This window comes from Plantactinospora siamensis, from assembly GCF_042434095.1.
GTDB lineage: Bacteria > Actinomycetota > Actinomycetes > Mycobacteriales > Micromonosporaceae > KBS50.
In genome coordinates this window covers 45,819-71,569 of sequence record NZ_JBHLUE010000006.1, presented here as the reverse complement: position 1 = coordinate 71,569, position 25,751 = coordinate 45,819, and the positions used below count along the sequence as shown (strand labels likewise).

General features: G+C 74.7%; 29 protein-coding genes, 1 pseudogene and 1 riboswitch. Of the genes and pseudogenes, 12 read left to right on the top strand and 18 right to left on the bottom strand.

Annotation, left to right across the window (positions count from 1 at the left end):
* Positions 1-208 precede the first annotated feature (208 nt).
* Positions 209-550 carry an antibiotic biosynthesis monooxygenase family protein gene (locus ACFFHU_RS10175; RefSeq protein WP_377337539.1) on the bottom strand — a complete coding sequence of 114 codons (342 nt, stop codon included), beginning with the start codon at positions 548-550 and terminating at the stop codon, positions 209-211.
* A 29-nt stretch (positions 551-579) separates the two neighbouring features.
* Between ACFFHU_RS10175 and ACFFHU_RS10170 the strand changes: the two genes are divergently transcribed.
* From ACFFHU_RS10170 to ACFFHU_RS10135, 8 genes are all read left to right on the top strand, one after another.
* On the top strand, positions 580-840 hold the full coding sequence (locus ACFFHU_RS10170; RefSeq protein ID WP_377337537.1) for a DUF6703 family protein: 261 nt from the start codon (positions 580-582) through the stop codon (positions 838-840).
* 67 nt (positions 841-907) lie between these two features.
* Positions 908-1,852 (top strand): metal ABC transporter substrate-binding protein, encoded by a 945-nt coding sequence (locus ACFFHU_RS10165; RefSeq protein ID WP_377337535.1) that lies wholly within the window; start codon positions 908-910, stop codon positions 1,850-1,852.
* 97 nt (positions 1,853-1,949) lie between these two features.
* Positions 1,950-2,705, top strand: a complete 756-nt coding sequence (locus tag ACFFHU_RS10160) for a metal ABC transporter ATP-binding protein (RefSeq protein ID WP_377337533.1) — start codon at positions 1,950-1,952, stop codon at positions 2,703-2,705.
* A 46-nt stretch (positions 2,706-2,751) separates the two neighbouring features.
* Complete coding sequence (locus ACFFHU_RS10155; protein ID WP_377337531.1) at positions 2,752-3,618, top strand: metal ABC transporter permease; 867 nt, start codon at positions 2,752-2,754, stop codon at positions 3,616-3,618.
* Positions 3,619-3,647: 29 nt separating this feature from the next.
* Positions 3,648-3,950, top strand: coding sequence for an ArsR/SmtB family transcription factor (locus tag ACFFHU_RS10150; RefSeq protein ID WP_377337529.1), 303 nt, complete (start codon positions 3,648-3,650; stop codon positions 3,948-3,950).
* Positions 3,947-4,348 carry a Fur family transcriptional regulator gene (locus tag ACFFHU_RS10145; RefSeq protein ID WP_377337527.1) on the top strand — a complete coding sequence of 134 codons (402 nt, stop codon included), beginning with the start codon at positions 3,947-3,949 and terminating at the stop codon, positions 4,346-4,348. Before ACFFHU_RS10150 ends, ACFFHU_RS10145 begins: the two co-directional genes overlap by 4 nt.
* Before the next feature lie 91 nt (positions 4,349-4,439).
* Positions 4,440-5,042, top strand: coding sequence for a hypothetical protein (locus ACFFHU_RS10140; RefSeq protein WP_377337525.1), 603 nt, complete (start codon positions 4,440-4,442; stop codon positions 5,040-5,042).
* 246 nt (positions 5,043-5,288) lie between these two features.
* Positions 5,289-5,462, top strand: a complete 174-nt coding sequence (locus ACFFHU_RS10135; RefSeq protein ID WP_377337522.1) for a hypothetical protein — start codon at positions 5,289-5,291, stop codon at positions 5,460-5,462.
* A gap of 206 nt (positions 5,463-5,668) precedes the next feature.
* Here the strand turns inward: ACFFHU_RS10135 and ACFFHU_RS10130 are convergent, their stop codons facing one another.
* The 5 genes from ACFFHU_RS10130 to ACFFHU_RS10110 all read right to left on the bottom strand — a co-directional run bounded on the left by ACFFHU_RS10130 (position 5,669) and on the right by ACFFHU_RS10110 (position 10,882).
* Positions 5,669-7,786 carry an acyl-CoA dehydrogenase family protein gene (locus ACFFHU_RS10130; RefSeq protein ID WP_377337519.1) on the bottom strand — a complete coding sequence of 706 codons (2,118 nt, stop codon included), beginning with the start codon at positions 7,784-7,786 and terminating at the stop codon, positions 5,669-5,671.
* 77 nt (positions 7,787-7,863) lie between these two features.
* Positions 7,864-8,379 carry a DUF6328 family protein gene (locus ACFFHU_RS10125; RefSeq protein ID WP_377337517.1) on the bottom strand — a complete coding sequence of 172 codons (516 nt, stop codon included), beginning with the start codon at positions 8,377-8,379 and terminating at the stop codon, positions 7,864-7,866.
* A gap of 72 nt (positions 8,380-8,451) precedes the next feature.
* Positions 8,452-9,201: a sugar isomerase domain-containing protein gene (locus ACFFHU_RS10120; RefSeq protein WP_377337515.1), complete on the bottom strand. Its 750-nt coding sequence runs from the start codon at positions 9,199-9,201 to the stop codon at positions 8,452-8,454.
* Entirely contained in the window at positions 9,198-10,040 is an 843-nt protein-coding gene (locus ACFFHU_RS10115; protein ID WP_377337513.1) for an AAC(3) family N-acetyltransferase, read from the bottom strand. The genes ACFFHU_RS10120 and ACFFHU_RS10115 overlap by 4 nt, the downstream gene beginning before the upstream one ends.
* On the bottom strand, positions 10,037-10,882 hold the full coding sequence (locus ACFFHU_RS10110) for an alpha/beta fold hydrolase (protein ID WP_377337511.1): 846 nt from the start codon (positions 10,880-10,882) through the stop codon (positions 10,037-10,039). The genes ACFFHU_RS10115 and ACFFHU_RS10110 overlap by 4 nt, the downstream gene beginning before the upstream one ends.
* A 102-nt stretch (positions 10,883-10,984) precedes the next feature.
* A riboswitch (TPP riboswitch) is annotated at positions 10,985-11,091 on the top strand.
* 71 nt (positions 11,092-11,162) lie between these two features.
* Between ACFFHU_RS10110 and ACFFHU_RS10105 the strand changes: the two genes are divergently transcribed.
* From ACFFHU_RS10105 to ACFFHU_RS10095, 3 genes and pseudogenes are all read left to right on the top strand, one after another.
* Entirely contained in the window at positions 11,163-11,753 is a 591-nt protein-coding gene (locus ACFFHU_RS10105) for an ECF transporter S component (protein WP_377337509.1), read from the top strand.
* Positions 11,754-13,256, top strand: a pseudogene (locus ACFFHU_RS10100) (ABC transporter ATP-binding protein); the annotation flags it as partial.
* A 332-nt stretch (positions 13,257-13,588) separates the two neighbouring features.
* The gene (locus ACFFHU_RS10095; protein ID WP_377337507.1) at positions 13,589-14,392 is read left to right on the top strand and encodes an energy-coupling factor transporter transmembrane component T family protein; all 804 of its coding nucleotides are present in this window, start codon (positions 13,589-13,591) and stop codon (positions 14,390-14,392) included.
* A 119-nt stretch (positions 14,393-14,511) separates the two neighbouring features.
* Here ACFFHU_RS10095 and ACFFHU_RS10090 read toward each other — a convergent pair whose 3' ends face one another.
* The 5 genes from ACFFHU_RS10090 to recO all read right to left on the bottom strand — a co-directional run bounded on the left by ACFFHU_RS10090 (position 14,512) and on the right by recO (position 18,126).
* Positions 14,512-15,288, bottom strand: coding sequence for a pirin family protein (locus ACFFHU_RS10090; protein ID WP_377337505.1), 777 nt, complete (start codon positions 15,286-15,288; stop codon positions 14,512-14,514).
* Between the two features lie 88 nt (positions 15,289-15,376).
* Positions 15,377-15,601, bottom strand: a complete 225-nt coding sequence (locus ACFFHU_RS10085) for a thioredoxin reductase (RefSeq protein ID WP_377337503.1) — start codon at positions 15,599-15,601, stop codon at positions 15,377-15,379.
* A 331-nt stretch (positions 15,602-15,932) separates the two neighbouring features.
* Positions 15,933-16,205, bottom strand: a complete 273-nt coding sequence (locus ACFFHU_RS10080) for a hypothetical protein (protein ID WP_377337501.1) — start codon at positions 16,203-16,205, stop codon at positions 15,933-15,935.
* A gap of 287 nt (positions 16,206-16,492) precedes the next feature.
* Positions 16,493-17,293 carry an isoprenyl transferase gene (locus ACFFHU_RS10075; protein WP_377337647.1) on the bottom strand — a complete coding sequence of 267 codons (801 nt, stop codon included), beginning with the start codon at positions 17,291-17,293 and terminating at the stop codon, positions 16,493-16,495.
* Between the two features lie 8 nt (positions 17,294-17,301).
* Positions 17,302-18,126, bottom strand: a complete 825-nt coding sequence (gene recO / locus ACFFHU_RS10070) for a DNA repair protein RecO (protein WP_377337499.1) — start codon at positions 18,124-18,126, stop codon at positions 17,302-17,304.
* A gap of 110 nt (positions 18,127-18,236) precedes the next feature.
* On the opposite strand from recO, the gene ACFFHU_RS10065 reads away from it, so the two are divergent.
* Positions 18,237-19,022: a DUF4097 family beta strand repeat-containing protein gene (locus tag ACFFHU_RS10065; protein ID WP_377337497.1), complete on the top strand. Its 786-nt coding sequence runs from the start codon at positions 18,237-18,239 to the stop codon at positions 19,020-19,022.
* Here ACFFHU_RS10065 and ACFFHU_RS10060 read toward each other — a convergent pair.
* The 7 genes from ACFFHU_RS10060 to ACFFHU_RS10030 all read right to left on the bottom strand — a co-directional run bounded on the left by ACFFHU_RS10060 (position 19,003) and on the right by ACFFHU_RS10030 (position 25,581).
* On the bottom strand, positions 19,003-20,079 hold the full coding sequence (locus ACFFHU_RS10060; protein WP_377337496.1) for an acyltransferase family protein: 1,077 nt from the start codon (positions 20,077-20,079) through the stop codon (positions 19,003-19,005). The genes ACFFHU_RS10065 and ACFFHU_RS10060 overlap by 20 nt on opposite strands.
* A gap of 180 nt (positions 20,080-20,259) precedes the next feature.
* Complete coding sequence (locus tag ACFFHU_RS10055; RefSeq protein ID WP_377337494.1) at positions 20,260-21,102, bottom strand: HAD family acid phosphatase; 843 nt, start codon at positions 21,100-21,102, stop codon at positions 20,260-20,262.
* Positions 21,103-21,209: 107 nt separating this feature from the next.
* A complete protein-coding gene (gene era, locus ACFFHU_RS10050; RefSeq protein ID WP_377337493.1) occupies positions 21,210-22,112 on the bottom strand; it encodes a GTPase Era in 903 nt (300 codons plus the stop codon).
* 86 nt (positions 22,113-22,198) lie between these two features.
* Positions 22,199-22,573, bottom strand: a complete 375-nt coding sequence (locus ACFFHU_RS10045; protein ID WP_377337491.1) for a cytidine deaminase-like protein — start codon at positions 22,571-22,573, stop codon at positions 22,199-22,201.
* Positions 22,566-24,023, bottom strand: a complete 1,458-nt coding sequence (locus ACFFHU_RS10040; RefSeq protein WP_377337645.1) for a hemolysin family protein — start codon at positions 24,021-24,023, stop codon at positions 22,566-22,568. Before ACFFHU_RS10040 ends, ACFFHU_RS10045 begins: the two co-directional genes overlap by 8 nt.
* A 20-nt stretch (positions 24,024-24,043) precedes the next feature.
* On the bottom strand, positions 24,044-24,508 hold the full coding sequence (ybeY, locus tag ACFFHU_RS10035; protein ID WP_377337490.1) for an rRNA maturation RNase YbeY: 465 nt from the start codon (positions 24,506-24,508) through the stop codon (positions 24,044-24,046).
* Between the two features lie 14 nt (positions 24,509-24,522).
* Positions 24,523-25,581, bottom strand: a complete 1,059-nt coding sequence (locus ACFFHU_RS10030; RefSeq protein ID WP_377337489.1) for a PhoH family protein — start codon at positions 25,579-25,581, stop codon at positions 24,523-24,525.
* Positions 25,582-25,751: the final 170 nt, after the last annotated feature.

Here is a 25,751-nt window from a genome sequence, read left to right as displayed (position 1 = left end):
GCCCGGGCCAGCCGGCGGACCACCGGGTCCGGCCGGCGTCGCGGGCGAACCGCCGGGCCCGGCCGGCGTCGCGGGCGAACCGCCGGGCCCGGCCGGCGGTGCGCCGCCGCCGGCGGCCGGTGACGGCACGGGTACGTCCTGCCCGGTCGGCAGCACCGGGCCACCCGGTCCGGAAACGGTCATGACCGCAAGGGTAGTGCCCTACCGCTCAGCGGTAGGGATTCCCCGCCCGATCGCTCGGGGTGACAACGACCGGTCCGTCCGGTTCGGCGCTGGCCAGCGGCTCGTACGCCGAGGGCTCGTCCAGCGACTCGGCCAGCAGCGGCGTCGCGTCGACCTTGACCTCGAACGCCCCGAGGGCCCGCCGGTAGCTGCCCACCGACTCCCACTCGGTCACCAGGCACCAGTGCCGCGGGTCGTCCAGCGCGCGCAGCAGCTGGCCCCGCCGGTAGCCGGGCCGGGCCGCCAGCGCGGCCAGCGCCGCGTGGGCCCGTTCGGTGAACGCCGGCGCGACGTCCTCGTCGATCACGAAGCGGTTCGTGACGAGCACCCGTACCTCCACAGCCTAGGATCAACCCCGTGCAGCCTACGCAGCCACGATTCCTGGCCCGGCTGGCCCGGGTGAACCCGACCTCGGTGTTCCTGGCCGCCCTGGCGCTGGTGCTGGCCGGGCTGTTCGCGCCGGGCGCCGTGGGCGGCGTGCTGCTGCTGGCGCTGGCCGTCGGGCTCGGCGCGCTGCTGGTGACCACCTGGCCCGTCCAGCCGCCGAACACCCGGCTGCTGCGCCTGGCGCTGCTGACCGGGCTGCTGGCCGTCGCGCTCATCAAGATCGTCGGCTGACCGCCTCGCGACACGTACACTCATGCGCTTTTGACAATGATTGTCATCATCACGCACTGTTGATGGCATGCCGCTCACCCGGATCCGCGCCCTGACCGCGACGCTGGCCCTGCTCGCCGGCCTCGCCGGCGCGGCCGGCTGCGGCCGGCCCGCCGACCGCGATCCGGCGCATGTCGACATGGTGGCCGCGTTCTACCCACTGCAGTTCGTGGCCGAGCGGGTCGGCGGGGACGACGTCCGGGTGACCGCCCTGGCCCAGCCCGGCGCCGAACCGCACGACCTCGAACTCACCCCTCGGCAGGTGGGCTCGGTCAGCGACGCCGAGCTGGCCGTCTATCTCCGCGGTTTCCAGCCCGCCGTCGACGAGGCCATCCGGCAGAACGCCGCCGACCGGGCCTTCGACGTGGCGGCCGTGCAGCCGCTGCGGGCCGCGGTCGAGGCGCATCCGGACGGGGTGGCGGCGCTGGTCGGCCACGAGAGCGCGGACACCGGCGGCAAGGACCCGCACGTCTGGCTCGACCCGATCCGGCTGGCCGCCATCGCCGACGCGCTGGCCGGTCGGCTGGCCGGCGCCGACCCGGCGCACGCGGCCGGCTACGCCGCGCGGGCCGCCGCCCTGCGCGCCGACCTCACGGCCCTGGACCGCCAGTACGCGGCCGGGCTGCGCACCTGCCAGCGGCGCGAGCTGGTGACCAGCCACGAGGCGTTCGGCTACCTGGCGGACCGGTACCGGCTGGAGCAGGTGGGCATCGCCGGGCTGACCCCGGAGCAGGAGCCGCCGCCGCAGCGGCTCGCCGCCGTGGCCCGGGACGCCCGGGCGCACGGCACCACCACGATCTTCTTCGAGAGCCTGGCCAGCCCCCGGGTGGCCGAGACGATCGCCCGCGAGGTCGGCGCCCGCACCGCGGTCCTCGACCCGATCGAGAGCCGGCAACCGGGCGCCACCGGCGACTACCTGACCATGATGCGCGGCAACCTGGCCGCCCTGCGTACCGCACTGGGGTGCTCATGAACGAGCGCAGCCGGATCAGCGCGCAGCACCGACGGGGGCGCGGTGGGTGGGGCAACTGGCTCAGTGCCGTGAAGCTTCATCGGAGCGAGGAGCCGACATGAACGTGGTACGCGTGACGCACGGCGCCGTCGGCTACGGCGACCGCACCGTGCTCCGGGACGTCTCCTGCGCGGTGGCGGCCGGCGAGGTGGTGGCTGTGCTGGGCGCCAACGGCTCCGGCAAGTCCACCCTGGTCCGGGCGGTGCTCGGCCTGGTGCCGCTGCGGGCCGGGTCGGTCGAGCTGTTCGGCGTGCCGCAGCGCCGGTTCCGGCAGTGGGCCCGGATCGGGTACGTGCCGCAGCGGCTGGGCGCCGGCAGCGGCGTACCGGCCACCGTGGCCGAGGTGGTCGGGGCCGGGCGGCTGGCCCGGCGCGGCATCCTGCGCCCGCCCGGCGCCGCCGACCGGGCCGCGGTGGCCGACGCGCTGCGCGCGGTGGGCCTGGCCGACCGGGCCGGGGACCCGGTGAGCACGCTCTCCGGCGGTCAGCAGCAGCGGACGCTGATCGCCCGCGCGCTGGCCGGCCGGCCCGAGCTGCTGATCCTCGACGAGCCGACCGCGGGCGTCGACGCGGCCAGCCAGGAGGCGTTCGCCGCGGCGCTGGGCGGCTTCGTGGGCCGGGGCGGCAGCGTGCTGCTGGTGGCGCACGAACTCGGCCCGCTGCGGCCGCTGATCGATCGGGCGATCGTCGTACACGATGGCGAGATCGCGCACGACGGGCCGGTCCCGGAGCCCGCCGGGCACCACGCGGCCGACGACCACGACCACGTCCACCCGCACTGTCCGGACGAGCCCGCCGGGATGTGGTCGGCATGAGCGAGCGCCGCGAGCCCATCATCCGCATCAGCGCCGAGGAGTCGTCATGAGCATGTTCGCGTACGAGTTCATGCTGCGCGCCCTGGTCGGCGCGTTGGTGATCGGGCTGGCCGCGCCGGCCCTGGGGATCTACCTGGTGCAGCGCCGGCTGGCGCTGATCGGCGACGGCATCGGGCACGTGGCGCTGACCGGCGTGGGCGCCGGGCTGCTGCTGAACCGGTCGCCGGTGCTGGTGGCGGTGATCGTGGCCGTGCTGGGCGCGGTCGTGGTCGAGCTGGTCCGGGAACGCGGCCGCACCTCCGGCGACATGGCGCTGGCCGTGCTGTTCTACGGCGGCATCGCCGGCGGGGTGGTGCTGGTCGGGCTGTCCGGCCGGACCACCAACCTCGGCGCGTACCTGTTCGGCTCCCTCACCACGACCTCCCGGGCCGACGTGGTGACGATCGGCCTCCTCGGGCTGCTGATCCTGGCCATCATGCTGGCGCTGCGGCCGGCGCTGTTCGCGGTCTGCCACGACGAGGAGTACGCCCGGGTCTCCGGGCTGCCGGTGCGGGCCCTCAACCTGCTGCTCGCGGCCACCACGGCGGTCACCGTCACGATTGCCATGCGCGCGGTGGGGGTGCTGCTGATCAGCGCCCTCATGGTGGTGCCGGTGGCGGCCGCCCAGCAGCTCACCCGGGGCTTCGGCAGCACCATGACGGCGGCCATGGCCATCGGGGTGTCCGCGGCCGGCGTCGGGGTGTGGATCGCCGGCACCGCCGACACCGCCCCGGGCGCCACCATCGTGGTGCTGGCCATCGGCGCGTTCGTCGTGCTGGGGGTGGCCGGCGCGGCCCGCGGCCGGCTGCGCCGGCGCCGGCCGGCCCAGCCGCCGGTGCCGGCCGAGCCGCCCGAGGTGGTGCTCGGGCGGTGAGGGCCACTGACATCGATTATCGTTACAGGATGACCGGCAGGGCGGCCTACGAGGCGTACGAGGAGGCGGGCGAGCTCCTGCGCGCGCTGGCCGCGCCCATCCGGGTCGCCATCGTGACCGAGCTCGCGGCCGGCGAGCGGTGCGTGCACGAGCTGGTCGACAAGCTCGGCGCGCCGCAGCCGCTGGTGTCGCAGCACCTCCGGGTGCTGCGCGGCGCCGGCCTGGTGCGCGGGTCCCGGCGCGGCCGGGAGATCGCGTACGCGCTGGTCGACGAGCACATCGCGCACATCGTGGCCGACGCCGTGAGCCACGCCGGGGAGGCCGCGCCATGACCGCGGTCGAGGGCGGCGGGCTCCGCAACACCCGCCAGCGCAGCGCGGTCAGCGCGCTGCTGGGCCAGGTCAGCGGCTTCCACAGCGCGCAGGACCTGCACGCCATGCTCCGCGACCGGGGCGAACGGATCGGGCTCACCACCGTCTATCGCACCCTGCAGAGCCTGGCCGACGCGGGCGAGGTGGACGTGATGCGCCCGCCCGGCGGGGAACACCTCTACCGCCGGTGCAGCGAGGGGCATCACCACCACCTGGTGTGCCGGGGCTGCGGCCGGACCGTCGAGGTGGAGGGCCCCACGGTGGAGGACTGGGCCGGCCGGGTGGCCGCCCGGCACGGCTTCTCCGACGTCAGCCACACGCTGGAGATCTTCGGCAACTGCTCCGGCTGCTCCGGCTGACGGATCCAGGCCCGGGCGCCGGCGCCGGGCCACCGGCCGCGGCGTCCGCACCGGAGTGCCGGGGACGCTCGCCCGTGGCACCCTGTCCGGCGTGAAGATTTACGCCGACCGCTTCCCCACCGCGCTTCGCCAACTCCTCACCGACCTGCTCGTGGTCGCCTGGGTCTACGCCGCCGTCCGCTTCGCGCTGTGGCTGCACGACCTGGTCGAGAAGCTCGCCGTACCCGGACAGAAGCTGGAGGGAGCGGGGACCGGGCTGGCCGGCAACCTCGCCGACGCCGGCGGCAAGGTCGGCCGGGTGCCGATCGTCGGCGACGAGCTGACCGCGCCGTTCCAGAAGGCCGCCACGGCGGCCCAGTCCGTGGCCGAGGCCGGCCGCGAGCAGCAGCACCTCGTCGGCCGGCTGGCGCTGGCGCTGGCCATCGCGGTGCTGATCTTCCCGATCGGGCTGGTCCTGTTCGGCTGGCTGCCGCTGCGGGTGCGCTGGATCCGCCGGGCCAGCGCCGCCGCGAGCCTGCGGTCCGCGCCGGCCGGCCGGGATCTGCTCGCGCTGCGGGCGTTGGCCAGCCAGCCGCTGCGCCGGCTGACCCGGATCGACCCGGACGTCACGGCGGCCTGGCGGCGCGGCGACGACGCGGCGCTGGACGCGCTGGCCGCGCTGGAACTGCGCCGGCTGGGACTCCGCGGCCGATAGCGTGCCGCCACCAGGCCGACTGGCGTGGCCGCCGGCGACCCGGGCGGCCCGGCGGCGCGCGGCCGGCGGATCAACGCGATGTCCCGGACATCGGGGAGTCGGAGCCGACCCGCCCCCAATGTCCGGGACGTTGAGTCGGGGCCGTGGGGACCGGTGGCGCAACGCGCCCTCGTCCCGATCAGCCGGTCGCCGGGTCGGCGGCGACCGGCGGTCACCCAGGACCAGCGCCCGCTAGGGTTTCTGCTCGTGCCGTACGTACTCGCGATCATCGGTCTGCTCATGCTCGGCTACGCGGCCGGCCTGCTCTGGCACGTCCGGCGCGGCCGGCGGATCCCGCAGGTCGCCTATCTGGGGTTGCTGGTCCTCAACGGGGTCCTCATCGCGGCCCTGCTCGCCTGGGCGGTGAGCCGGCGACACTGAGCCGAGCGACGGAACCCGCGCCCGCGCGGCCCAGCACGCGCCCGCAGGCCCAGCACGCGCCCGCAGGCCCAGCACGCGCCCGCAGGCCCAGCACGCGCCCGCAGGCCCAGCACGCGCCCGCAGGCCCAGCACGCGCCCGCGGGCCCAGCCGTTAACAGGGGTCCCCTGCTATACAAAAAGCGATAACAAGGGGCCCTTCCTTTCGCTCAGGCGGGCGGGATGCGGCGGCGGACGTCGTCCACCTGCGACGCGCCGGGCGCCCATCGGGCCACCCAGGGGCGGTCGTCGGTCGGGGTCTCCACGCCGTCCTCCAGGAAGGCGTACCGGCCGTCCAGGATCCGGGCGGCCGCGGCGTTGTCCACCGAGTCGGTGTTCTCCCACAGCGCCCCGAACAGCGCGTCGGCCCGCAGCCGGGCCTGCCGGCTGAACAGGTCCGCCAGCTCCACGCCCTCCGGCCGCTCGGGCTGCTCGGCGCGGGCCCGCACGCAGGACGCGGAGATCGCGAACAGCTCGGCCCCGATGTCCACGATGCGGCCGAGGAACGCCTGCTTGCGTTCCATCTTGCCCTGCCAGCGGGACATCGCGTAGAAGGTCGACCGGGCCAGCCGGCGGGAGGCGCGTTCGACGTAGCGCAGGTGCCCGGCCAGCGGGCCGAACTCGGCGTACGCGGTCGGGCTCTGGCCGCGGCCCACCGCGAGCGTCGGCAGCCAGGTGGCGTAGAACGCGCCGGCCCGAGCGCCCGCGCGCGCCTTGCGGGCCAGCCCCGCCTCCGGGTCGATGATGTCGCCGGCCACCGAGAGGTGCGCGTCGACCGCCTCCCGGGCGATCAGCAGGTGCATGATCTCGGTCGAGCCCTCGAAGATCCGGTTGATCCGCAGGTCCCGCAGGATCTGCTCCACCTCCACCGGGCGCTCGCCCCGGGCAGCCAGCGAGTCGGCCGTCTCGTAGCCGCGGCCGCCGCGGATCTGCACCAGCTCGTCGGCCACCTTCCAGGCCAGCTCGCTGGCGTACAGCTTCACCAGCGCCGCCTCGATTCGGATGTCGTTGCGGTCGTCGTCGGCCAGCCGGCAGCAGAGCTGGAGCATGGCCTCCATGCCGTACGTGCTGGCCGCCATGTACGCCAGCTTCGTGGCCACCGCCTCGTGCTCGCCGACCTGCCGGCCCCACTGCACCCGTTCGGCGGCCCACTGCCGGGCGATGTTCAGCGACCACTTTCCGGCGCCCACGCACATGGCCGGCAGGGACAGCCGGCCGGTGTTCAGGGTGGTGAGCGCGATCTTCAGGCCCTTGCCCTCGCCGCCGATGACGTTCTCGGCCGGCACGAACACGTCGTGGAACCGGGTGAGGCTGTTCTCCAGGCCGCGCAGCCCGAGGAACTCGTTGCGCCGCTCGACCGTGATGCCGGGCGAGTCGCCCTCGACCACGAACGCCGTGATCCCGCCGCGCCGGCCCTCGGCGGCCGGCACCCGGGCCATCACCACGAGCAGGGTGGCCACGGTGCCGTTGGTGGCCCACAGCTTGACCCCGTTGAGCCGGTAGCCCCTGCCGTCCTCGGTCGGCTCCGCGGTGGTGGCCAGCCGGGCCGGGTCGGAGCCGACGTCCGGCTCGGTGAGCAGGAACGCCGAGACCTCGCCGCCGGCCAGCCGGGGCAGGTAATGCTTCTTCTGCTCGTCGGTGCCGAACATCTTCAGCGGCTGCGGCACGCCGATCGACTGGTGCGCCGACAGCAGCGCGGAGATGGCCGGGCTGACCGAGCCGACCAGCATCAGCGCCCGACAGTAGTCCAGATTGGACAGACCCAGCCCGCCGTATCCGGGGTCGATCTTCATGCCGAAGGCGCCGAGCCGGGCCAGGCCGCGGAACACCTCGTCCGGGATCCGGGCGTCCCGTTCGATCTGCCGGCCGTCGACCTCGGACCGGAGGTAGTCGCGCAGCCTGTCGAGGAACTCGGCGCCGGCCGCGGAGCGTTCGGCGGTGGGCCAGGGGTCGATCAGGTCCAGCCGGAACCGACCCAGGAAGAGTTCCTTGCCGAAGCTCGGTCGGCCCCATTCGGCCTCCCGGGCGGCCTCGGCCACCTGCCGGGCCTCCCGCTCGGAGACCTGGCCGGCCTCCCGGGGCAGCGGGCCGGTGGCCGCCACGCCAGAAGCCGAGCCGGCCGAGCCGGCCGCGCCGGAAGCCGAGCCGGCCGCGCCGGAAGCGGAGCCGGCCGCGCCGGAAGCGGAGCCGGCCGCGCCGGGCGCCGAGTCGGAAGCCGTGCCGGCCGCGCCGGGGTCGGCGCCGTCCGCGCCACCGGGCGCCGGACCGCGGTCCTGCGTCGTCGTCATGGTGGCCTCCCTGCGGCTTCGGGTACGGCGAACCAGCTGTGACCGACGTTACTCCTCGGTCCTACCCATCGGTAGGGTCATCGGGCCGAGTCGGACCGGTCCCGGGCCTCCTCGTCCGCGAACTCCTCGTCGGCGTCCTCGTCCACCCAGCGGTGCCGGATCGCCGGCATGGCGATCCAGAACGCCACGAACCAGGCGGCGGTGATGGCGGACAGGATGAGCGCCACGGTCTGGTCGAGCAGGAAGTCGGTGATCATGAAGACCGAGCTGACCATGGCCACCAGCGTGAGGTAGAGCCCCCAGGTGGCCACCCGGTGCGCGAACACCACCAGTTCGGGCTTGCGGCCCTGCCGGAACAGCGCGCGGTGGAACGCCACCGGGGAGATGATCAGCGCGGCCGCGCCGGACGCGGCCAGCAGGGCCACGATGTAGACGTCCCGCTGCAGGTCGGTGGTCTTGCCGAACTGGGCGCTGAACGGCAGGGTCAGCAGGAACGCGAAGAGGATCTGGATGCCCGTCTGGGCCACCCGCAGCTCCTGCAGCAGATCGGTGAAGTTGCGCTGCCAGCGCTGCCGGTCACTCTCGTCACCCAACGGACACCTCCGGTTCACCATACGGTCGGAGGAACGTTCCCGAGGGTGCAGCTGGACAAACGCCAGCGAAGATCACGATCCGCGGCGGATCCGCCCGGCGTACCGCTGCTCCAACGCCCGGTTGTGCTCGTCGCCGCCCGCGATGTTGGCCGAGAGATACACCGGCGGCGTCTCCCCGGCCGCCACCATCCGGCCCACGGCCGTCACCACGATCTGCTGGGCCAGCAGCGCCGCGGTGATGGACGAGACCGCGCCCACCGCGCCGCCACCGGGCAGCGGCAGCGCCGCGTCCCCGTACGGGGCGCCGTTGTCCAGCACGACGTCCGCCAGGTCGGCCAGCCGGCGCCCGGACGGGTGCCGGGACGTCATCCCGGCCGAGTGCGCGACCGAGGTGATCGCGATCAGCGGGTGGCCCCGCCCGGTGACCAGGGTGGCCAACTCGACCACCGCGCCGTTCACACCCGAGTTGGAGGCGATCACGAAGAGGTCCCGCGGGTCCACCGGCGCCAGCGCGAGCAGCCGGTGCGCCACCGCGGGATCCCGCTCCAGCGTCGGGCCGAGCACCTCGGCCGGCTCGCCACCGTGCAGCACCAGGTCGCGCAGCGCGATCCGATTGGTCGGCACCAGCCCACCGGCCCGGCCCGCGATCTCCATGGCCAGCGCCTCCGAGTGCCCGGTGCCAAAGGCCTGCACCACGCCGCCGGACCGGACGCAGTCCAGCATCAGGTCGGCGGCGCGCTCCACCCCGGCGCGCTGCTCGCGCGACACCCGGTCCATCGCCCCCGTCACGGCCGCCAGGTAGCCGTCGGCGTCCAACGTCATCCGGTGCTCCCCCTCCGGTCCCCGGTCAGCCAGTGCAGCGCGAAGTCCACGACGGCCCGCTGGTCCATCAGCCGGGCCGGCCCGGCGCCCACCCGGCCCAGCCGGACCGCGCCGGTGGCCTCCAGGTCGGCCCCGAGCCGCGGGAAGATGTCCGAGTCCAGCGCCACGTCCGTCCACCACACCCAGCGCCGCCCGCCGCCGGCGGTCCGGACGGCCGCGCCCAGCCGCTCCCGGGGCGGGTCGGCCCGGCGGTACTCGGCCAGGTGCAGCGACGTGTTCGAGTCGTGCCCGACGCCGAGCAGCAGCACGTCGGCCGACCGCTCATAGAGCCGAGCCAGCGGGGAGGTCTCGCCGAGCATGTCGGCCAGCGGATGCTCCGCCACGATCGACGCCGCGGCCGGCCCCACGGCCGCGAACGACACCTGCGGGTGGTCGCTGCGGTGCGCCCCCGGCGAGGTACGGACCAACTCGGCCAGCGCGCCCATGAAGGTGCTCGGCGTCACCGCCGGGTCGAAGCCCGGCATCTCGGCCCGGATGATCGGCCACCAGTGCTCCGGCACGGGCGGGTTGCGCCACTGCTCGGGATCCGAGTTCTCCGAGGTGTGCGTGGGCACCACCAGGGTGCCCTCCGGGCCCAGCGCGTCGCGCAGCGCCAGCGCCACCGTGTGGGCGCCGCCGCAGACGTACCCGAGCGCCCGCAGCGAGGCGTGCACCAGCAACACCGAGCCGGGGCGCACGCCGAGCGAGCGCAGATCCGCCGCGAGCGTGGCCCGGGTGTGCGGCACGGTCTGCGCGGTCGCCGCCGGGCCGTGCCCGTGGCGGTCGTCCCCGAGCGTCACGCCGCACCGACCCGGGCCAGGATGGCCGCGGCCAGCGGCTCGGGCGCCTCGTCGGGAATCCAGTGCGACACGCCGGGCAGCTCCACCAGGCGGTAGTCACCGGTGACGTACCCGGCACAGGCCATCGCCGCGGTCCGGCCGATCGCCACGTCGCCGTCGCTCCAGACGTACGTGCTGGGCACCGGCACCGGCCCGGTGCCGGCGAAGTCCCGCGTCGACATGGCCCGGTACCAGTTGAGCGCCGCGGTCAGCGCCGCCCGGTCGCGCATCGGGCGTGCGTACGTCTCCACCCGGTCCCGGCCGACCCCGGCGAGCATCCGCCGCAGCGCCGCGGCGTCCAGCGCCAGCAGCACGCTCTCGGCCTTGCCGGGCCGGCGGAACAGCGAGATGTACGACGAGCGGACCTTCTGCCCGGGGTCGGTGCTCAACGCCCGGACCATGGCGCCCGGGTGCGGCACCGAGACCGCGGTGAGGGTGCGGACCCGGTCCGGGTGCCGGGCGGCCACCTGCCAGGCCACCAGCGCGCCCCAGTCGTGCCCGACCAGGTGCGCGGTCGGCAGGTCGAGCCCGTCGAGGACCGCCACGATGTCGGCCACCAGCTCGACCGACGCGTACGCCTCGACCGCCTCGGGCCGGGCGCCCGGCGAGTAGCCGCGCTGGTCGAGGGCGTACGTGCGCAGCCCGGCGGCGTGCAGCCGGGGCGCCACCCCGGACCACTCGGCGCTGTGCTGCGGGAAGCCGTGCAGCAGCAGCACCGGTTCGCCGCCGGCCGGGCCGCCCGCGTACACGTCGAAGGTGAGACCGCGGGCGTCGAGCCGGAGGTCCGGCGGTTCGGGGCGCACGCTGCGGAGCGTACCGAGCACCGCTGGGGCCCGCACGGGGCGATTACCGGCGTCCTTCCTTTTCGGCCAGGTCAGCGGGTGCTAGCGTTGGCGAGACAAGTTCACATCCGACAGGGGAGCGCACAGCGCTGAGAGTGCGGGCCGACGCCCGCAGACCCTCGAACCTGATCTGGGTAATGCCAGCGCAGGGAGTTCGGTCGACCTCCAGCCGCGCCGCGGTCCGGGCCAGCCCGGGCGCGGCGTGCGTCTTGCCTGGTTCCGACGAACTGGGAGGCACACCATGAGCACATCCGCCGACCCGCGCCCGGGCTGGCGCACGGTGGACATCGTCGTGGCCGCGGTGCTCGGGGTCGCGTTCGGCGTCGTCTTCTGGGCCTGGGGCCTGCTCTGGAACGGGCCGGCCGACGCCATCCCGCTGCCCGGCCGGGCCCTGCTGTACGGCGTCTGGCTGGTGCCCGCGGTGCTCGGGGCGCTGGTGATCCGCAAGCCCGGAGCGGCGTTCTTCACGCTCACCGTGGCGGCCCTGGTCTCGGTGGCGCTCGGCTCCAGCTGGGGCTGGACCCTGGTGGTGCAGGGACCGCTCGAGGCGGCCGCCGGCGAGTTGGCCTTCGCGCTGTTCGGCTACCGGGTCTACCGGCTGCCCGTGGCGCTGCTCTCGGCCGCGCTGGCCGGGTTCGCCGCCGCGCTCTACGACGTCTTCGTCTGGTACCCGGACACCGCCTGGGGCAGCTTCCGGATCCCGTACCTGGCGCTCACCGTGCTCAGCTCCGTCGTGGTGGCCGGCTTCGGCAGCGTGGCGCTGACCCGCGCGCTGGCCGACACCGGGGTGCTGGACCGGTTCCCGGCCGGCCGCGAGCGGGCCGCGATCTGAGTGGCCGGACCGGGCGTCCCCGCCGCGGTCGAGCTGCGCGGCTTCGGCTGGCGGCACGCCGGCCGGCGGGCCTGGGCGGTACGCGGTGTCGACCTGCGGGTCGAGGCCGGCGAGCGGGTCCTGCTGCTCGGCGAGTCGGGGGCCGGCAAGAGCACCCTGCTGGCCGCGCTCGCCGGCCTGCTGGCCGCCGACTCGGGCGAGCAGGAGGGGACGGTACGCGTCGACGGCCGCGACCCGGCCGCCGCCCGGGACCGGGTGGGCATCGTCTTCCAGGATCCGCAGTCCCAGCTCGTCCTCGGCCGGGCCGGCGACGACGTGGCGTTCGGGCTGGAGAACCGCGGCGTGCCGGCGGCCGAGATCTGGCCCCGGGTGACCGAGGCGCTGCGCCGGGTCGGCTTCCCGTACGGCCCCGACCGGCCGACCTCGGCCCTGTCCGGCGGGGAGCAGCAGCGGCTGGCGCTGGCCGGCGCGCTGGCCACCCGGCCCCGGCTGCTGCTGCTCGACGAGCCGACCGCCAACCTCGATCCGGCCGGCGCGGCCCTGGTCCGCGAGGCCGTCGCCGCGGCGCACCGTGGCGACACCGCGCTGATCCTCGTCGAGCACCGGGTGGCCGAGGCGCTTCCGCTGGTCGACCGGGTGGTGGTGCTGTCGGCCGGCGGCGGCGTCCGGGCCGACGGTCCGCCCGACGCGGTCTTCGAGGCGTACGGGCCGGAGCTGGCCGCGGCCGGGGTGTGGGTGCCGGGACACCGCGTGCCGGACCGCCGGTCCCGGCGACCGGCCGGCGCGCCGCTGCTGCGCGCCGAGCGGCTGGCGCTGCCGGGCCGGCTCGCGCCGGTGGACCTCACCGTCCGGGCCGGCGAGGCGCTCGCGGTGCTCGGCCCGAACGGCGCCGGCAAGTCCACTCTCGCGCTGCTGCTCGGCGGGCTGCTCCGCCCCGGCGCCGGCCGGGTGGTGGCCGCACCGGCCCTGACCGGCGAGCCCGGCGCGGCACTCCGCGCCGGTGGCGCCGCACCGGCGGCCGGCGCCCTCGGCGCGACGGGCGCGACTCGGCCGGGGCGCCGAGGGCGGTCCGGCGGCGGCGCCTCCCCGCACCGCTGGCGCGCGCCGGTGCTCGCCGCCCGCATCGGCTCGGTGTTCCAGAACCCGGAGCACCAGTTCGTCACCCGGACGGTGGCCGACGAGCTGGCCCTCGGCCCGCGCCGCACCGGCAGGACCGGCGAGCAGGTTCGGATTGTCGTGGCCGAGCTGCTGGAACGGCTACGCCTGGACCGGTTGGCCGGCGCCAACCCGTACACGCTCTCCGGCGGCGAGGCGCGGCGGCTGAGCGTGGCGACGGCGCTGGCCACCGCGCCCGCCCTGCTGGTCTGCGACGAGCCGACCTTCGGCCAGGACCGGCGCACCTGGCTGGAGCTGGTGGACCTGCTCGCCGGACTGCGCGACGAGGGGCACGGCATCGTGGCGGTGACCCACGACCGGGACTTCGTCGCGGCGCTGGCGGACCGGTGCCTGCCGCTCGCCCCGGGCGGCGCCTCGGACCCCGACCCGCCCGCCGACGCCGACGCCGACCCGCCCGCCGACGCCGACCCGCCCGCCGACGCCGGCCCGCCTGCGGACCCCGACTCGGCCGCCAGCATCCGGACCTCGACGTCGGCCGGCACGGAGACTCAGGCCGCGACCCGCCGCCCGTCCCTCGGCGCCGGGACCCCGGCCGCATCCGGCCCGTGCAGCACGGAGACCCCGGCCTCCGCCGGAACGGGTACCTCGGCGTCCGCGGGCGCGGAGGCCTCCGCCGCGACCGGCCGCCCGTCCGATGCGGTCAAGGGCGGGGTGCGGCGATGATCGGGGTCCCGACGGCGGGCGCGGCCCCGACGGCGCCGCTGGCCCGCCGGAACCCGGTGGCCAAGCTGGCGGCCGCCCTGCTCTTCTCGGCGGTCCTGGTGGCCAGCCTCGATCCGCTGACGCCCGCGCTGGCCATCGCGGTCGAGCTGGCCGTGGCACCGGCCTTCGGACTCCGGTACGCCGACCTGGCCCGCCGGGGCTGGCCGCTGCTGGCCAGCGTGGCCGGACTGACCCTCACGCTGGTGCTGTTCGCGGCCGACCGCTCCGGCGTCCTGCTGGCCCGGCTCGGCCCGGTCGAGCTGACCAGCGGGGTGCTGCTGACCGCGCTCGGTCTGGGGCTCCGGCTGGTCGCGGTGGCCCTGCCCGGGGTTCTGGTGTTCGCCAGCACCGACCCCACCGATCTGGCCGACGCGCTGATCCAGAACGCCAAGGCGCCGGCCCGGTTCGCGATCGGCACCCTCGCCGCATTCCGGCTGGTGCCGCTGCTCGGGGCCGAGTGGCAGATGATCAGCATGGCGCGCCGGGCCCGCGGGGTGGACGCCGGGCGCAACCCGGTGGCCCGGGTACGGCTGTTCGGCTCCACGGCGTTCGCCCTGCTGGTCGGCGCCATCCGCCGGGGCACCCGGCTGGCCACCGCGATGGACGCCCGCGGCTTCGACGGCCGCACGCCCCGCACGGTCGCCCGGCCGCAACGCTTCGGCCCGGCCGACGGTCTGCTGGTGGCCGGCGCCGCCGCGCTGGCCGGCGCCGCGCTCGCGGTGAGCGTGCTCGCCGGCACCTTCCGCCCGCTGCTCGGATAGCCGCAGGGAAGGGTCCCCTGTTGACCCACTGGCCCCGCCGGCAGCTGGGCCCTGCCGGCAGCTGGGCCCTGCCGGCAGGCGGGCCCCGCCGGCGGCGCGGCTCGGGTTCCGGCGCCGGCTCAACCGTCGCCGAACGTCGCGTGCATCTCCCAGACGAGGATCTCGGCCGGTTCGGTGGCCACCACCCGCTGGCCGCCGGCGGCGGTGATCCGGGCCGCGTCACCGACCGCCAGCTCGCCGGTGCCCTCCAGCATGACCGCGCCGACCGGCACGTACAGGTGCAGGAACGGCGCGTCCGGCAGGGTGACCTCGTCCCCGGGCGGGAGCCGGGCGGCGTGCAGGGTGGCGTACCGGTTCCGGATCCGGATCGCCGCCTCGCCGTCGTGCCGGTCCATCCCGGACGCCACCGGCACCAGGCCGCCGAGCAGCAGCTCGGCGGAGATCTCGAGCTGCTCGTACCCGGGGTCGACGTCGGGTTCGTCGGGCAGCACCCACATCTGGACGAACCGGACCGGGTCCGCGTGCGGCTCGGCGCCGGAGACCCGCCAGGCGTCGTTCTTCTCCGAGTGCAGGATCCCGGTGCCGGCACTCATCCGCTGAGCCAGCCCGGGGTAGATCACGCCGGCGTGCCCGGTGGAATCCTGGTGTACGAGCGAGCCGCGCAGCACCCAGGTGACGATCTCCATGTCCTGGTGCGGGTGGGTCTCGAAGCCGGTGCCCGGCAGCACCACGTCGTCGTTGTTCACCAGCAGCAGGCCGTGGTGGGTGTTGCCCGGGTCGTAGTGCCGGGAAAACGAGAACGAGTGCCGGGAGTCCAACCAGGACAGTCGGGTGGCGAAGCGCTCGTCGGCGCGGCGCACCGCCACCGACGGGGACAGCGCCATCGCACCGGTCATTGCGTGCCTCCCGGTCGGGCGCGGCCCGGCGCCGCACCGGGCACAGCGCGCCCCGGCGCCGCACCGGGCACGCCGCGCCCCGGCGCCGTCACGGCGCGCCTCCCGGGGTGCCGGCGGACGGGCTCCAGGCCAGCGCCGGCTCGCCCCCGGCCAGCTCGGCGATCTCCCCGACCGGCGCGGTCGCGACGTGGTTGAGCTGCGCGCAGTGCTGCTCGGCGATCTCCGCGCAGATCTCGGCCACCTGCTCGCAGAGCGGGTTGCCCAGATCGGCCGCCGTCAACGCCATGATCATCTTGTACCGGAGATCCAGCATGGCTCCCCCGTCCCGGATCGGTCCCCGCCACCGATCGTAGGAAGCGGGCCGGGCCGGCGGGCTGGATCGGCGACCTTGCACCGAACGCGCCCTTGCGCCGGAACCGTCCCGATCGGGGCGGGGATCGGGACGGTTCCGGGCCGGCCCTCCTGTTCCGGGGCCGCGCCGGACCGGGTCTGCCGCCGCCGGGACTTGGCCCGGCGCCGCCGAAACGGGTCCGACGCCGCCGGAACGGGTCTGGCGCCACCGGATCGGGTCCGACGCCGCCGGATCGGGTCTGGCGCCACCGGATCGGGTCTACCGCCGCCGGAACGGGTCCGGCGCCGCCGGATCAGCTGCGCCGGAAGGCGTACCGGCGACCGGGCCCGGCCGGACGGCCCGGACCCACGCCGTGGCCCTTGCCGCCGCGGGGCTGCGGTCCGGTCCGCGGCGCCGCGGGCGTGGCCGGCGGGTCCGCGTCCGGGTCGGCCCCGGGACCGCTCCCGCCGTCGTGCGCCGGCTCCGGCAGCGGTACGTCGACCGGGTCGATCGGGGTGACCGCCTCCCGCGCCGCGGTGGTCAGGTCCAGGTCGAGCCGGTCCGGCGGTTGACTGGTGGCAGGCATGCGCGCCTCCTTGACGGGTGGGCCGCGCTCGCGAAGAACGATCGCGGCACGTGGCTGGGGACCACCCGGGCGGCGCGCACCGACCGAACTGGTCGGAGGATGTTTCTGGGACGCCCGGGTCATCGGCCCGCGCCGCGACGAGAGGTCGCGGGGGCCGGACTGAGAGGTGGGCGTCAGATGCGCATGGCTCAGACGGTAGCCGGCCGATGCAAAGGGCGCACCCAATTAACCGCCGGGTGTTAGAAGGGGGCCCTTCCTCTACAAAAAGCGATAAGAAGGGGCCCTTCCTACACGGGCGCCACCGGGTTCGGGAGGGCGCCACCGAATCGGCGGTCCCGCTGCGCGTACAGCTCGCAGGCGTACCACAGGTGCCGCCGGTCGAAGTCGGGCCACAGCGTGTCCAGCACGACCAGTTCGGCGTACGCCGACTGCCACAGCAGGAAGTTCGACAGCCGCTGCTCCCCCGAGGGGCGCAGGAACAGGTCGACCTCGGGCACCTCGGGGTGGTAAAGGTAGCGGGCGATGGTCTTCTCGGTGATCCGGTCCGGGCTCATCCGCCCGGCGGCCACCTCGCGAGCGATCGCGGCCGTGGCGTCGGCGATCTCGGCCTGCCCGCCGTAGTTGACGCAGAACTGGAGGGTCAGCGTCGAGTTGTGCCGGGACATCTCCTCGGCCGTCTGAAGCTCGCCGATCACGCTCTTCCACAGCCGCCCGGCGCGGCCGGACCAGACCACCCGGACGCCGAGCTCGACCAGCTGATCCCGCCGGCGCCGGATCACGTCCCGGTTGAAGCCCATGAGGAACCGCACCTCCTCGGGCGACCGCCGCCAGTTCTCGGTGGAGAAGGCGTACGCCGAGAGGTAGGGGATGCCCAGCTCGATCGCGCCCTCGATGGTGTCGAAGAGCGAGAACTCGCCCGCCTCGTGGCCCTTGGTGCGGGGCAGGCCGCGCTCCTTGGCCCACCGGCCGTTGCCGTCCATCACCACGGCCACGTGCCGGGGCAGCGCCGCCGCCGGCAGCGCCGGCGGACGGGCGCCGGACGGGTGCGGCGTGGGCGGCACCGGCTCACGGCGGTCGCCCCGGGTCATGGCTCGGATCACGTCGTCGTCCCCCTGCTTCGCTGCCCGTCGGCCGGTCGCTCCGGCCGTCCACCCGGCCCACCCCGGTCCACCAGCGGCAGCGAGCGTAACCCCCGCTCCAGGTGCCACTGCAGGTGCGCCGCCACCAGGCCGCTGCACTCCCGCCGTACGCCCGGCTCGGCCGCGTCGGCGATCCGCCAGTTGCCGGTGGTGAGCGCGGACATCAGGTCGATGGTGGCCGGCGCCGGGTGGGCCGCGCCGGGCGGCCGGCAGTCCCGGCAGACGGACCCGCCGGCGGGCACCGAGAACGCGCCGTGCCGGCCCGGCGTGCCGCACACGGCGCAGGCCAGCAGCGCCGGCGACCAGCCGGCGTACGCCATCCCGCGCAGCAGGTACGCGTCGAGCACCAGCGTGCTGGCGTGGCTGCCCTCGGCGAGCGCCCGGAACGCGCCCAGGGTGAGCAGGAACAGCCGCAGCGACGGCTCCCGCTCCACCGGGGTGAGCCGTTCGGCGGTCTCGGCGATGGCGCTGGCCGCCGTGTACCGCGGATAGTCGTCGAGGAACCGCCGGCTGAACAGCTCGATCCCCTCGACCTGGCTGACCGTGTGCAGCGAGCTGCCGATGTTGCCGTCCGGATCCCCGGCCAGTTGCAGGTCGACGTGGCCGAACGGCTCCAACCGGGCGCCGAACCGGGAACTGGTCCGGCGCACCCCGCGGGCCACCGCGCGCAGCCGGCCGTGCCGGCGGGTCAGCAGCGTGATGATCCGGTCCGACTCGCCGAGCTTCTGCCCGCGCAGCACCACCGCGTCGTCGCGGTAGAGCTGGCGGCGGTATCCGGGCACCGACCCATTCTCCCCCGACCCGCCCGGAGCGACGCTCAGGGTCACCTCCGGGCCGGCTCCAAGAAATTCCCCGATGCGACCGCGCGCCGCGAGCCCGTAGCGTCCCAGCCATGACTGCTCCCCGGATCGCCATGGCCGTCGCCGGTGCCGCGGCCCTGGTCGCCCTGACCGGCTGCGGTGCGATCTCCGCCGCCTCCGAGCGGCGTCTCGAATTCACCGGCGCCGAACACGCGACCTTCACCACCGTCATCATCAAGGGTGGGTCGGGCGACGTGACGGTGCACTCCGGCACCGCCACCGGGACCACCATCAAGCGGGTGGTCCGATACCACGGCGACGAGCCGACGAGCGCGACCTACCGGGTCGACGGGTCGTCGCTGGTGCTGGACACCGACTGCGGCCGGCGGTGCAGCGTCTCGTACGACGTGGCCATGCCGCCCGGCGTCGCCGTGCAGGGCGAGCTTGGCGCCGGCAACCTGGCGCTGACCGGGGTGAACTCGGTGGACGTCGAGGTCAGCTCGGGCGACGTGGTGATCAACGACGTGGCCGGCGCCGTCCGCGCCTCGGTCAGCTCCGGGAACCTCTCGGTCACCGGCGGCCGCGGCGAGACGACCCTGACGGCCAGCTCCGGCGAGGTGACCGGGCGCCATCTGGGCGGGCCGGTCAAGGCGGAGGCCGATTCGGGCAACGTCGACCTGCAGCTGGATCAGGCAAACTCGGTCCGCGCCCGGGTCAGCTCCGGGTCGGTGCGGCTCGCTGTCCCGCCGGGCCACTACCGGGTACGCACCAATGGCGACTCCGGGTCGCGGGAGGTGTCGGTGCCCGACGACCCGAACGCGTCGGCGCTGATCGACGTGCAGGCCGACAGCGGCGACATCACCGTCCGGCAGACCTGACCGCGTCCGCCCCGGCGCGCGCCCGGACCGGGCGGCCGGGGCGGCCGCCGGGCAGCAGGACCGGCGGCCGGCCCGCCGCCACATCCTCCATCCAGCCGAACATCGCCACCGCGGCCGCCACGGCCAGCGCCACCGCGGCCAGGCACGGGACCAGCCCTCGGCCGGGGCTCAGGTCGATGCCGAACCGGACGGCCAGCGCGGTGCCGGCCACGACGATCGGCATGTGCCACAGATAGACGGTCAACGCCCGGCTGTTCAGCACGGTCACCGCCCGTGCCAGCGCCGGGATCCGGTCCAACCAGCCGAAACCGGCCGGCGCCAACCCGAGCAACAGCAGCACGAAGCCCGCCGACCAGGCGGCGTTGCCGAGCGGGATGTCGTTCAGGTCGTACCCGCGGGGTCCCGGATGGGCGCGGATCCAGCCGGCGCCGGCGGCGCAGAGCAGGCCGGCGAACGGGATCAGCAGCCGGCGCGACACCCGGCGCAGCAGGCCGTCGTGCTGGGCGAAGCCGAGCAGCCAGGCCCCGAAGTAGAGCCCGAACTCCCGGACCGGCTGCGGCGCGCCGGGCGCGGCGAACTCGACCACGGCCAGCAACGCGTACGGGGTCAGCAGGGTGACCAGCGGGCGCCGGCGGAACAGCCACAGCGCCAACGGCGAGGCCAGCACGAACCACAGGTAGTCGCGCAGGTACCAGATGGTGCTGAGCGCCAGCGCGCCCCAGCCGTTGGCCGGCGGATCGGCCACCGGAACCAGCCAGAGCAGCAGCCGCCCGGACGCCGGGAGGCCGGTGAGCAGCATGGCGGGGACGAAGACGGCGGCCAGCAGCCACAGCGACGGGAGCAACCGGCGCAGCCGGCGGGCCACCGCCGCGGGTCCGGCGCGGACGGGATCCGGGCCGGACCGATCGAGCGAGGCGGCCATCAGCGAGCCGGCGAGCGCGAACATCACCGACATCGCCGGGAACGCCACCGAGAGGAACGCCCAGCCGGTGGCGTGGTAGCCGACGACGCGAAGGATGGCGAGGAACCGGAGGAAGTCGAAGTAACGGTCGCGCATAACCCTGATCTGTGGCGGGACCTGGCCCCCACAAACCCAGGTCAACGGACGGTCGAGCGCGTCCAAGCCTGGCCCGGCCGGGCCGGTCCGGCCAAGCGGGCGGGCCGGATCGTGGAGCTTTTCACATCCGCCCGGACGGCCGGCCCGACGGTTTCCCGCCCGGCCGGCCGTCGCGGCCGATCAGGGCAGGTAGTAGTTCGGGTTCGGCAGCTTGAAGGTACGGTCCGCGTGGCCGCCCGTCAGGTCGCTGAACTGGTCGCCGAAGTTGGCCACGATGTCGTACCCGAGGGACTCGATGTGTGCCCGGGTGGCCGACTTGTAGTGGATCGTGGTGCAGGATCCGTTCGGGTCGCCCGCGCAGGCGGTCTTGAGGTAGGCGGGGTAGTCGGCCACGGCCGGCTTGGTGAACAGCCCGTCCTCACCGTCGCTCAGCGTGGTGGGCTTCGGGTAGTTGGCGTCCACGCCGACGCCGTCGGCGGTCAGGTTGCCGAGGGTGGCCTGTTCCTGCGCGGCCGGACGGCCGGTGAGGAAGAAGATCGCGTAGCCCTCCCGCTCGGCGGTGCGGAGCAGGTCGACCATCCCGAACACGGCCGGGAAGCGCTGTTCGGTGACGAACGTGGCGTTCGTGGTGGGGTTGTACGCCCAGTTGCTGAACACCTCGTAGTTCCAGGTGAGCAGCGTGGTGTCGTCCACGTCCAGCACGATGGCCCGGGTGCCGGAGACGTGGTGCGGACGGCTCAGCCAGCGCTTGCCGTCGGCGGCCACCGACTCGGCTTCCTTGGCGTAGTTGCTGTCGGCGGCCGCCGTACCGGTGTTCAGCGGGTCGCCGTAGTAGTTCCGGATCTGCTGCCGGAGAACGTCGATGTTGGTGATCTGCCGCTCCGACTTCGGCGTCCAGGTCTTGATCGCGGGCTGGGTGGCCACGGCGTAGGCCGTGCCTCCCCCGACCAGGGCGAGGGCGCTGAGGATCGAGGCGGCGACGATGAGGAGCCGGCGCGAGGGGCGGCGCCACGAAACGGACACGATGTGATTCCCATCGACGGGCCGATGTTTGACCCAGGCAAACTAACCGAGCCGGTCCTCCGGCGCCAGCCCGAACGAGCGTTCAACCGCCGGCCATCGGCGCCCGGTCAGAAGCCCAGCCGGCGCAGCTGCTTCGGGTCCCGCTGCCACTCCTTGGCCACCCGGACGTGCAGGTCCAGGTAGACCCGGGTGCCGAGCAGCTCCTCGATCTGCCGCCGGGCGCGGGTGCCGACGTCCTTGAGCCGGCTGGCCCGGGCGCCGATCACGATGGCCTTCTGGCTGGTCCGCTCGACGTACACGTCGGCGTAGATCTTCATGAGGTTGTCCTCGGGGATCATTTCCTCGACGACCACCGCGATGGAGTGCGGCAGCTCGTCCCGGACCCCCTCCAGGGCCGCCTCCCGGATCAGCTCGGCCACCAGCACCTGCTCCGGCTCGTCGGTGAGCATGTCGTCCGGATAGAGCTGCGGCGACCGCGGCAGGTACGCCGTCATGACGTCCACCAGCGTGTCCAGCTGGTCCCCGCGCACGGCGCTGACCGGCACCACCTCGGCGAAGTCCCCCAACTCGCCCACCGCGTGCAGCTGTTCCGCCAGCCGCGCCCGGCTCACCAGGTCGGTCTTGGTCACCACCGCGATGACCGTGCCCTTCAACCCGCCCACCTCCTGCGAGATGAACCGGTCACCGCGCCCGATCGGCTCGTCGGCCGGGATGCACAGGCCGATCACGTCGACCTCGCTCCAGGTCTGCCGGACCAGGTCGTTCAGCCGCTCGCCGAGCAGCGTCCGCGGCCGGTGCAGGCCGGGGGTGTCCACCAGCACGAGCTGGGAGTCCGCCCGGTGCAGCACGGCCCGGATGACGTGCCGGGTGGTCTGCGGCTTGCTCGAGGTGATCGCGACCTTCTGCCCGACGATCGCGTTGGTCAGCGTCGACTTGCCGGCGTTGGGCCGGCCCACGAAGCAGGCGAATCCCGCCCGGTAGGGCCGCTTGGTCCCCGCTGGCTCGCTCACGTACCGTCCCCGCCTCCCAGGCCGGGCCGCGGGCCCGGCACACCGGCCCCGCCGGGATGTCCGTCCCCGGCGGCTGACCTGCGAAATTATTCGACAACCGTGCCGAGCAGGGTACCGTCCGGCGCCGCGAGATGGATCGGCGCCTCCGCGGCAAGGTCCCGGACCGCGGCGTGGCCGGCCGCGTCCAGGGTCGACGCCTCCGAGACCACGGCCGCCGCCTCCAGCCGGACGGCGCCGGCGGCGACCGCCGACGCGACGGCCAGCTGGAGAGCCGTCAGGGTCAACGACGGCAGCGCCACGCTCGCGGCCGCGTACGTCCGGCCGTCCTGATCCCGGACGGCCGCCCCCTCGACGGCGGCGACCCGGGCCCGGGCGCCCCGGGCCAGGATGACCAGCTTGCTGTCCTCGGCGACCAGCTCCGGGACGGCTCCGGCGGCGGCCGGTACGGGAGACTCAGGCATCGGCGGGCTGCCTTTCCGGGGCACGGTTGGGCTGGGAGCGGTTGGACTGGGCCCGGGTGGACGGGCCGCGCCCGGACGGGCCGTCGGGCTGGGCCCCGCCCGGTTCGCCGTCCCCGCCGGCGTCCGCCTCGGCCGGCCCGTCGGCCCGGCGGACGAGGACCGTGTCGATCCGGTTGCGGCGGCCGGTCGTGCCCTCGGCGATCAGCCGCAGCCCGGCCACCTCGGCCGCGGCGCCCGGGAGCGGCACCCGGCCGAGGGCCTGGGCGAGCAGCCCACCGACCGTCTCCACCTCGTCGGCCGGCAGCTCGGTGTCGAACAGCTCGCCGAGCGTCTCGACCGGCAGCCGGGCGGTGACCCGGTACGCCCCGTCGTCCAGCCGCTCCACGGGCGGCCGCTCCACGTCGTACTCGTCGGTGATCTCCCCGACGATCTCCTCGAGGATGTCCTCGATGGTGACCAGGCCGCCCGTCCCGCCGTACTCGTCCACCACGATGACCATGTGGGTACGGGCCGACTGCATCTCGGAGAGCAGGTCGTCCACCGGCTTGGACTCGGGCACGAAGGTGGCCGGCCGCATGAGGTCGGCCACCGGCAGGTCACGGTCGCCGCCCTCGATGTGCCGGACCACGTCCTTGAGGTAGAGCAGGCCGAGCACGTCGTCGACGCTGTCGCCGATCACCGGGATCCGGGAGAACCCGGAGCGCATGAAGAGCGCGAGCGCCTGGGACACCCGCTTCCGGCCCTCGATCCAGACCATCTCCGTACGCGGCACCATGACCTCGCGGACGATCGTGTCGCCCAGCGCGAAGACCGAGTGGATCATCTGCCGCTCGCCGTGCTCGACCACCCCGCGCTGCTCGGCCAGGTCGACGAGCTCGCGCAGCTCCACCTGGGTGGCGAAGGGCCCCTCGCGGAAGCCGCGGCCGGGGGTCACCGCGTTGCCGACCAGGATGAGCAGCGAGGCCAGCGGGTTGAGCGCCCGGCCCAGCCAGCGGACCACCGGCGCCACGGCGCGGCCCACCGCGTACGCGTGCTGCCGGCCGATGGTGCGCGGCGCCACCCCCACCACGACGAAGCTCAGCACGGTCATCGCCCCGGCGGTGACCAGCGCGGCCCGCCAGCCGGCGCCGAACGTGTCGACGGCCACCAACGCCACCAGGGTGGTGGCGGTCAACTCGCACAGCAGGCGCAGCAGCAGGAGCAGGTTGACGTGCCGGGCCGCGTCGGCGGCCACCAGCTGCAGGGCCCGGGCGCCGCGCTGACCCTCCCGGGCCAGCTCCGCGGCCCGGGCCGGGGAGACGACGGCCAGCGCCGACTCGGTCATCGCGAACAGGCCGGCCAGCACCACCAGCGCGGCACCGAGGGTCAGCAGCTGTCCGTCCGGCAGCCCGGCCGCGCCGCCGCCGGCCGCCGCTGGAAGGGCGGCGGTGGTCGGCGCCGACAGCGCCATGGCTAGGTGACCGGGCATGGTCAGGACCGGGCCGCCCGCCAGCTCGCCAGCAACCGGGCCTGGAGGCCGAACATCTCGCGTTCCTCCTCCGGCTCGGCGTGGTCGTAGCCGAGCAGGTGCAGCACGCCGTGCACGGTGAGCAGGTGCAGTTCGTCGGCCGTGGCGTGACCGGCCGTGGCGGCCTGCTTGGCGGCCACCTCCGGGCACAGCACGATGTCGCCGAGCAGCCCCGGCTCGCCGCCGCTCACCTCGCCCGGCCCGTGGTCGACGCTGCCCTCGTCCATCGGGAACGCGAGGACGTCGGTGGGTCCGTCGCCGCCCATCCACCGGTGGTTGAGCTCGGTCATGTACTCCACGTCGACGAGCAGCACCGACAGCTCGGCCAGCGGGTTCACCCCCATCTCGTCGAGGGCGTGCCGGGCCACCGCGAGCACCGCGTCGGTGTCGACGTCGATGCCGGACTCGTTGGCGATCTCGATGGACAACTCGCTCCCCCGCCCTAGCGCCGCCGGCCGGCCCGACCGCCGTGCGCGGTCCGTCCCGGTACGGCGTGTACGCCCTGACCCTGCTGCGACTCGCGCTCCTCATCCCACCGGGCGTACGCGTCGACGATGTCGCTGACCAGCCGGTGCCGGACCACGTCCGAGCTGGTGAGCTGGGCGAAGTGCACGTCCTCCACCCCGGAGAGGATGTCGCGCACCACCCGCAGCCCGCTGCTCGTCCCGCCGGGCAGGTCGACCTGGGTGATGTCACCCGTCACGACGATCTTGGAGCCGAAGCCCAGCCGGGTCAGGAACATCTTCATCTGCTCGGGGGTGGTGTTCTGCGCCTCGTCCAGGATGATGAAGGCGTCGTTGAGCGTGCGGCCCCGCATGTACGCCAGCGGCGCCACCTCGATGGTCCCGGCCGCCATGAGCTTGGGGATCGAGTCGGGATCGAGCATGTCGTGCAGCGCGTCGTAGAGCGGCCGCAGGTAGGGGTCGATCTTTTCGTAGAGCGTGCCCGGCAGGAAGCCCAGCCGCTCGCCCGCCTCGACGGCCGGTCGGGTGAGGATGATCCGGTTGACCTGCTTGGCCTGCAGGGCCTGCACGGCCTTGGCCATGGCCAGGTAGGTCTTGCCGGTGCCGGCCGGGCCGATGCCGAAGACGATGGTGTTCACGTCGATCGCGTCGACGTAGTGCTTCTGCCCGAGCGTCTTGGGACGGATGGTGCGTCCGCGCCGGGAGAGGATGTTGAGGGTCAGTACCTCGGCGGGCCGCTCGGCGGTGCCCTGCTCGAGCATCCCGACGGTACGCCGCACGGCGTCGGTGGTCAGTGTCTCGCCCTTCTCGATCAGTTCGAGGAGTTCGGTGAAGAGGCGCTCGGCGAGCGCGTTGTCGGCGGGCGCGCCGGTGATCGTGATCTCATTGCCACGGACGTGCACATCGCTGCCGATCGAGCGCTCGACAAGCCGGAGGATCTCGTCTCCGGCGCCCAGCAGGTTGACCATGATCTGCGGGTCGGGGACCGTGATCCTGGTCTGCACCCGGGGCTGGCCGGGGGGTGGAGTGCCGGTCATAGGTCGGGCCGTGCGGCCCTACGCCACCTGCTCTCGATCTCGGTGCCGCGCCCTCCTGGCGCGGCTGCGGACGTCGCGTTCATCGTATCGGTTCAACGCCGCGACGGCCCTGTCCATTTCCGCCGGTCTCCCGGGGCGCTCCGACCGGCCCCGACCAGGCAGGCCGCCGC

Bases quoted from the DNA above. Each gene is read 5' to 3' on its own strand.
- ACFFHU_RS10165 (WP_377337535.1), top strand. From the start codon at position 908: ATGCCGCTCACCCGGATCCGCGCCCTGACCGCGACGCTGGCCCTGCTC.
- ACFFHU_RS10160 (WP_377337533.1), top strand. From the start codon at position 1,950: ATGAACGTGGTACGCGTGACGCACGGCGCCGTCGGCTACGGCGACCGC.
- ACFFHU_RS10155 (WP_377337531.1), top strand. From the start codon at position 2,752: ATGAGCATGTTCGCGTACGAGTTCATGCTGCGCGCCCTGGTCGGCGCG.
- ACFFHU_RS10150 (WP_377337529.1), top strand. From the start codon at position 3,648: ATGACCGGCAGGGCGGCCTACGAGGCGTACGAGGAGGCGGGCGAGCTC.
- ACFFHU_RS10145 (WP_377337527.1), top strand. From the start codon at position 3,947: ATGACCGCGGTCGAGGGCGGCGGGCTCCGCAACACCCGCCAGCGCAGC.
- ACFFHU_RS10130 (WP_377337519.1), bottom strand. From the start codon at position 7,786: ATGACGACGACGCAGGACCGCGGTCCGGCGCCCGGTGGCGCGGACGGC.
- ACFFHU_RS10120 (WP_377337515.1), bottom strand. From the start codon at position 9,201: ATGACGTTGGACGCCGACGGCTACCTGGCGGCCGTGACGGGGGCGATG.
- ACFFHU_RS10105 (WP_377337509.1), top strand. From the start codon at position 11,163: ATGAGCACATCCGCCGACCCGCGCCCGGGCTGGCGCACGGTGGACATC.
- ACFFHU_RS10095 (WP_377337507.1), top strand. From the start codon at position 13,589: ATGATCGGGGTCCCGACGGCGGGCGCGGCCCCGACGGCGCCGCTGGCC.
- ACFFHU_RS10090 (WP_377337505.1), bottom strand. From the start codon at position 15,288: ATGACCGGTGCGATGGCGCTGTCCCCGTCGGTGGCGGTGCGCCGCGCC.
- ACFFHU_RS10085 (WP_377337503.1), bottom strand. From the start codon at position 15,601: ATGCTGGATCTCCGGTACAAGATGATCATGGCGTTGACGGCGGCCGAT.
- ACFFHU_RS10080 (WP_377337501.1), bottom strand. From the start codon at position 16,205: ATGCCTGCCACCAGTCAACCGCCGGACCGGCTCGACCTGGACCTGACC.
- ACFFHU_RS10075 (WP_377337647.1), bottom strand. From the start codon at position 17,293: ATGACCCGGGGCGACCGCCGTGAGCCGGTGCCGCCCACGCCGCACCCG.
- ACFFHU_RS10065 (WP_377337497.1), top strand. From the start codon at position 18,237: ATGACTGCTCCCCGGATCGCCATGGCCGTCGCCGGTGCCGCGGCCCTG.
- ACFFHU_RS10060 (WP_377337496.1), bottom strand. From the start codon at position 20,079: ATGCGCGACCGTTACTTCGACTTCCTCCGGTTCCTCGCCATCCTTCGC.
- ACFFHU_RS10045 (WP_377337491.1), bottom strand. From the start codon at position 22,573: ATGCCTGAGTCTCCCGTACCGGCCGCCGCCGGAGCCGTCCCGGAGCTG.
- ACFFHU_RS10040 (WP_377337645.1), bottom strand. From the start codon at position 24,023: ATGGCGCTGTCGGCGCCGACCACCGCCGCCCTTCCAGCGGCGGCCGGC.
- ACFFHU_RS10030 (WP_377337489.1), bottom strand. From the start codon at position 25,581: ATGACCGGCACTCCACCCCCCGGCCAGCCCCGGGTGCAGACCAGGATC.